The following is a 3704-nucleotide window of genomic DNA, read 5'->3' on the forward strand; positions in this document are numbered from 1 at the left end:
CTGCATTTTTCGTCATCATAAAAAACACCGCCCTTCTGATATTTATTATATCAGAAAAGCGGTTCCAACAATAGCAAAACCCTGCAAAAGCAGGGCTTTGTCTACAATCTGCAACCACCAGTTCAACTGGTGGTTTATCCTTGGTCCTCCAAAGGGCCATTGTTACTGCTCGCCCCAAAGGGCGGTATCGCAAGCACTTTTACTGGCCCGCTTAAAGCGGTACTACTGGAATCTTCTCTTCTCGATTCCTCTGCTTGCTCATTTATATATTTCTGAACTGCTATATCTGTTATATTGCCGATTGTTTCAACATAATATCCTCTAGCTCAAAAGGCTTTATCCCATTTACTTTGCAGTTCTGGATGTCTGTCGTAAAGCATCAATGTGCTTTTCCCTTTGAGATATCCCATAAAGTATGATACACTAAGTTTCGGTGGAATTGCTACACTTAAATGCACATGATCGATACATACGGCTCCCGCAATTATTTCTACACTTTTATATTTGCATAGAGTTGATATTATTTCTCTCACATCTTCTCATACCTTTCCATACAATACTTTCTTTCTATATTTAGGAATGAATACAATATGATACTGGCATTTCCAGCGAGTATGTGATAGACTTTTATTGTCCATTTGGACCGCCTACTCCATTCTCCCCAGCATAGCTGGGGGATTAGGCTTTTCATTTATATGTATATTAATTTTTGAATAATCTTTTGAGTTTCCATTTATAAAAGGCAAGCCTAAAACAGACCTGCCTTTTTATATTTTATTATTTTTTACAGTACATACAATTTCTACCGATGCATTTCTGAATATGCTTATATTTTATATTCTTTATAAAGCTCCTCACGATACTCTTCATCCTCAGAGGCCTTCTCTGCATCTGAATAACGTTTGTTCTTCAAAAGAATATTCATAAGTGTTCCCAAACGGTTTTCACCTTTTTTTTCGCCTTTTTTTATACCATTTTCTTCAGCATAGGAAATCATATTTAACATATCAGCCACCTCCTTTTGTCGGATCGGTTTATCAGAGTCCGGAATATATGATAATACTTTTTTCTGATTACCAGAAAACAATCCATATAAAAAATCAACGAGTCCTTTTTGATCTTGATTTTCTCCGCCAAGTCTTACGATGATTATTTCTATAAGGTCTGCTTCGGCAGTATTAATCTTGATATCTGGTTTTGGGAAACCATGATTTCCTCTAATGAGCAGTCCTTGTACTCTGCTACTGTGTACTTTAAGATATTTCCCATAATTGGTTTGTATGAGAATATATTTTTGGCAGATTGATCTTCTGATTCTTTTCCTTCTATGGAATCCATTGTTGCAGAAATACTGTCTTTTACGTTCATGAATTTCTCCTGACATTAGAAGTTATATTTGTATAGCAATCATACAACCCGCCCATTTATAAAATTTCTCGGTTATTTCATTACACATAAATTTTCGTCAATCCATTTCTGGACATCTTTTTCGTTTACTTTAATTAGGCGGGCAATTTGCTTAACATCCATACCCTCTTCGACCATAGAAAGAGCTGTTTCCCTCTTTGCTTTGAGTTCACCTTTTTCTATGCCGCGTTTCTCACCACTTTCCATTCCTTCGCTATAAATTTTCTCCATTTCATGGCACATAAGCGGTGGCCCCTTTCTGTGTCTCTTTCAATTCATGTACCCTTTTTGCAAGAACCGGACTGTGCATTTCATCTGCTCTTTTACAATGCAGATCATGCATAAGCCTTCTAAGTTCTGTATCGTCCTGTTTCCTGGAATTTACATATATAATATGTGCTTCATCCTGGAATGCTATGTTAATCTCTTTGATCTGCCTGTCAATATGGTAAATCGGAAGTCCATATCCGAGGATGTCATCTCTGGTGATAAAAATCACATAGCTTTCCGGTAGCTCATCAAAGGGTATAATACAGGTAATAACCGCATACTTTAAATTCATAATATTTTGGCACGGTTACTCCTCCATAAATTGTTTGTTATTCAAATAGTAATCTAATACAATTTGATTTTCGATATCGTCCATGTTCGTTTCGACAATTTTATCATCATAAATCACGGCTGCATGATTTAACTGATTCAGATTAAGAACACGAATATATTTATTTTCCTGAGTAAAAGCATAACCATTAATAATCATATCTGCTTTATCTGCTACATTTTTTATATCAAGCTGCATAGTCAATGCGAACCTCCTTGATCGGGTTTAAAAATTCATCTACATCATAATATAAATTTTGCAAGATTGGTATCAGATCGATATACTCTTCCATCTCATTAAGGTTTTTATATTTTGCAGTTACGACCAGGTATCCATGATCCCATTCTTTAATACTTGTATATTTTTCTAATTTCGAAGAAGTTACAAAACGAATCACTTGATTTCTAAAGATAAAAATCGTATACTGATGATCACTTTTTAAAACGGCACAATCTTCTTTTTTCTCTACATTCATCCGTCAGCCACCTCCGATTTCTTATGAACATATTATAGCATTGTTCATTACTGTTGTCATTCAGTTTCTTAGTAGTAGGCGGAAAATCTGTACTGAAGGAAAGTGCTTTCTTTGTAGTTTGAGATAATATGAACAATTTATGGGCAAGCAAAATGCATTTCTGTTCTGCTTTGAGTTCTCTATATGAGAGTGTAGACTGCCATTTGAGATTTTGGACCGATTCAACATGACCTGAGTGCAGACTGTTATTTTGACATTAAAATTGAAATTTCTCAGATTTTACGCGGATTGCGGGGAACAGGAAGCGGCTATTTTGGGTTCAGAAAAGCCGCTGTTTTAGCGTACGATAATGCGATAATGAAGGGGACATTTGAAATAAAAAGTTTAATCAAAAGTTGCTTTAAAATATGGTCAAAAACGACCTTTGGTCAGCGTATCATTTCGTGCCGTTTGGTATCAAATATCACGAAACAACACTGAAATTTCGAACAAAATAACACTAAAAAGCACAATATATCAGCACAAAATATAAGATGGAAATAGTATGTCGAAGACATCCGGGAAGCTAAATGCGACTCTCGTGGTCACTTTATCCTTGTCTTTCATAATAGAGTTGACTTCCCCGCCGATATAGCGGGCTGCTTTGTCAACACTAAGTAATATTTCGTCACTAAGTGCTAAATTTCTCATATTATTCCTTTCGATAATTGTGCATATACAACAATAAAACAATGAATTTTTAGGGAATTCAGATTGCTGTAATATGCGTTTTAGGACTCAAAAATCTGTCTGTCAGGTCGAAAAACCGGAAAAACAGAGGGGCACTTTTAAGCCGGTTTTTGGGTTGAAAATGGATTTGGTCACTTTTTTCTATTTTCAAGCAAAAAAATAACCTCAGCATCTGGAAATGCGTGAGACCATTTTGATACCGGAAAACAGGACTATTAACAGTGTTTTTATTATAAACAGAAACGCTTAGAAGTTCAAGTATATAATTTTTATTCGGGATAATTCAGAAAATCATGGGATTTTTCGCATTGAAATGACCATTATATAGAAAATCTGGCTAGAATAACAGGAAAAAAGTATAAAATATCAGGTAGTATCAATGTAAGCGCCTAATAACAGGGTGGATTTAACTTCCACCGAAAATCTGCCATAATCATAGAGGATAGACGCCAGCATTTTACTACAGATCTGATGCTAGGATCTGTGAAATGC

General features: G+C 35.4%; 6 protein-coding genes and 1 pseudogene. All 7 read right to left on the reverse strand.

Features of this window, described 5'->3' with window-relative positions; all coding sequences use genetic code 11:
- Nucleotides 1–134 precede the first annotated feature (134 nt).
- The 7 genes and pseudogenes from tnpA to ACTQ50_RS19220 all read right to left on the reverse strand — a co-directional run bounded on the left by tnpA (nucleotide 135) and on the right by ACTQ50_RS19220 (nucleotide 2483).
- Nucleotides 135–638, reverse strand: a pseudogene (gene tnpA / locus ACTQ50_RS19190) (IS200/IS605 family transposase).
- A gap of 188 nt (nucleotides 639–826) precedes the next feature.
- On the reverse strand, nucleotides 827–1006 hold the full coding sequence (locus ACTQ50_RS19195; RefSeq protein ID WP_441485498.1) for a hypothetical protein: 180 nt from the start codon (nucleotides 1004–1006) through the stop codon (nucleotides 827–829).
- Between the two features lie 149 nt (nucleotides 1007–1155).
- Entirely contained in the window at nucleotides 1156–1368 is a 213-nt protein-coding gene (locus tag ACTQ50_RS19200; RefSeq protein ID WP_441485499.1) for a hypothetical protein, read from the reverse strand.
- Between the two features lie 72 nt (nucleotides 1369–1440).
- The gene (locus ACTQ50_RS19205) at nucleotides 1441–1638 is read right to left on the reverse strand and encodes a hypothetical protein (RefSeq protein WP_441485500.1); all 198 of its coding nucleotides are present in this window, start codon (nucleotides 1636–1638) and stop codon (nucleotides 1441–1443) included.
- A 1-nt stretch (nucleotide 1639) separates the two neighbouring features.
- A complete protein-coding gene (locus tag ACTQ50_RS19210) occupies nucleotides 1640–1969 on the reverse strand; it encodes a hypothetical protein (protein ID WP_441485501.1) in 330 nt (109 codons plus the stop codon).
- Nucleotides 1970–1984: 15 nt separating this feature from the next.
- Complete coding sequence (locus ACTQ50_RS19215; RefSeq protein WP_441485502.1) at nucleotides 1985–2206, reverse strand: DUF7723 family protein; 222 nt, start codon at nucleotides 2204–2206, stop codon at nucleotides 1985–1987.
- The gene (locus tag ACTQ50_RS19220) at nucleotides 2196–2483 is read right to left on the reverse strand and encodes a DUF7724 family protein (protein WP_441485503.1); all 288 of its coding nucleotides are present in this window, start codon (nucleotides 2481–2483) and stop codon (nucleotides 2196–2198) included. The genes ACTQ50_RS19215 and ACTQ50_RS19220 overlap by 11 nt, the downstream gene beginning before the upstream one ends.
- Between the last annotated feature and the right edge of the window lie 1221 nt (nucleotides 2484–3704).

The sequence above is a fragment of the Blautia sp. Sow4_E7 genome (genome assembly GCF_052116245.1).
Taxonomy (GTDB): domain Bacteria; phylum Bacillota; class Clostridia; order Lachnospirales; family Lachnospiraceae; genus Blautia_A.

Bases quoted from the DNA above. Each gene is read 5' to 3' on its own strand.
- ACTQ50_RS19195 (WP_441485498.1), bottom strand. From the start codon at position 1,006: ATGTTAAATATGATTTCCTATGCTGAAGAAAATGGTATAAAAAAAGGC.
- ACTQ50_RS19200 (WP_441485499.1), bottom strand. From the start codon at position 1,368: ATGAACGTAAAAGACAGTATTTCTGCAACAATGGATTCCATAGAAGGA.
- ACTQ50_RS19205 (WP_441485500.1), bottom strand. From the start codon at position 1,638: ATGGAGAAAATTTATAGCGAAGGAATGGAAAGTGGTGAGAAACGCGGC.
- ACTQ50_RS19210 (WP_441485501.1), bottom strand. From the start codon at position 1,969: ATGAATTTAAAGTATGCGGTTATTACCTGTATTATACCCTTTGATGAG.
- ACTQ50_RS19215 (WP_441485502.1), bottom strand. From the start codon at position 2,206: ATGCAGCTTGATATAAAAAATGTAGCAGATAAAGCAGATATGATTATT.
- ACTQ50_RS19220 (WP_441485503.1), bottom strand. From the start codon at position 2,483: ATGAATGTAGAGAAAAAAGAAGATTGTGCCGTTTTAAAAAGTGATCAT.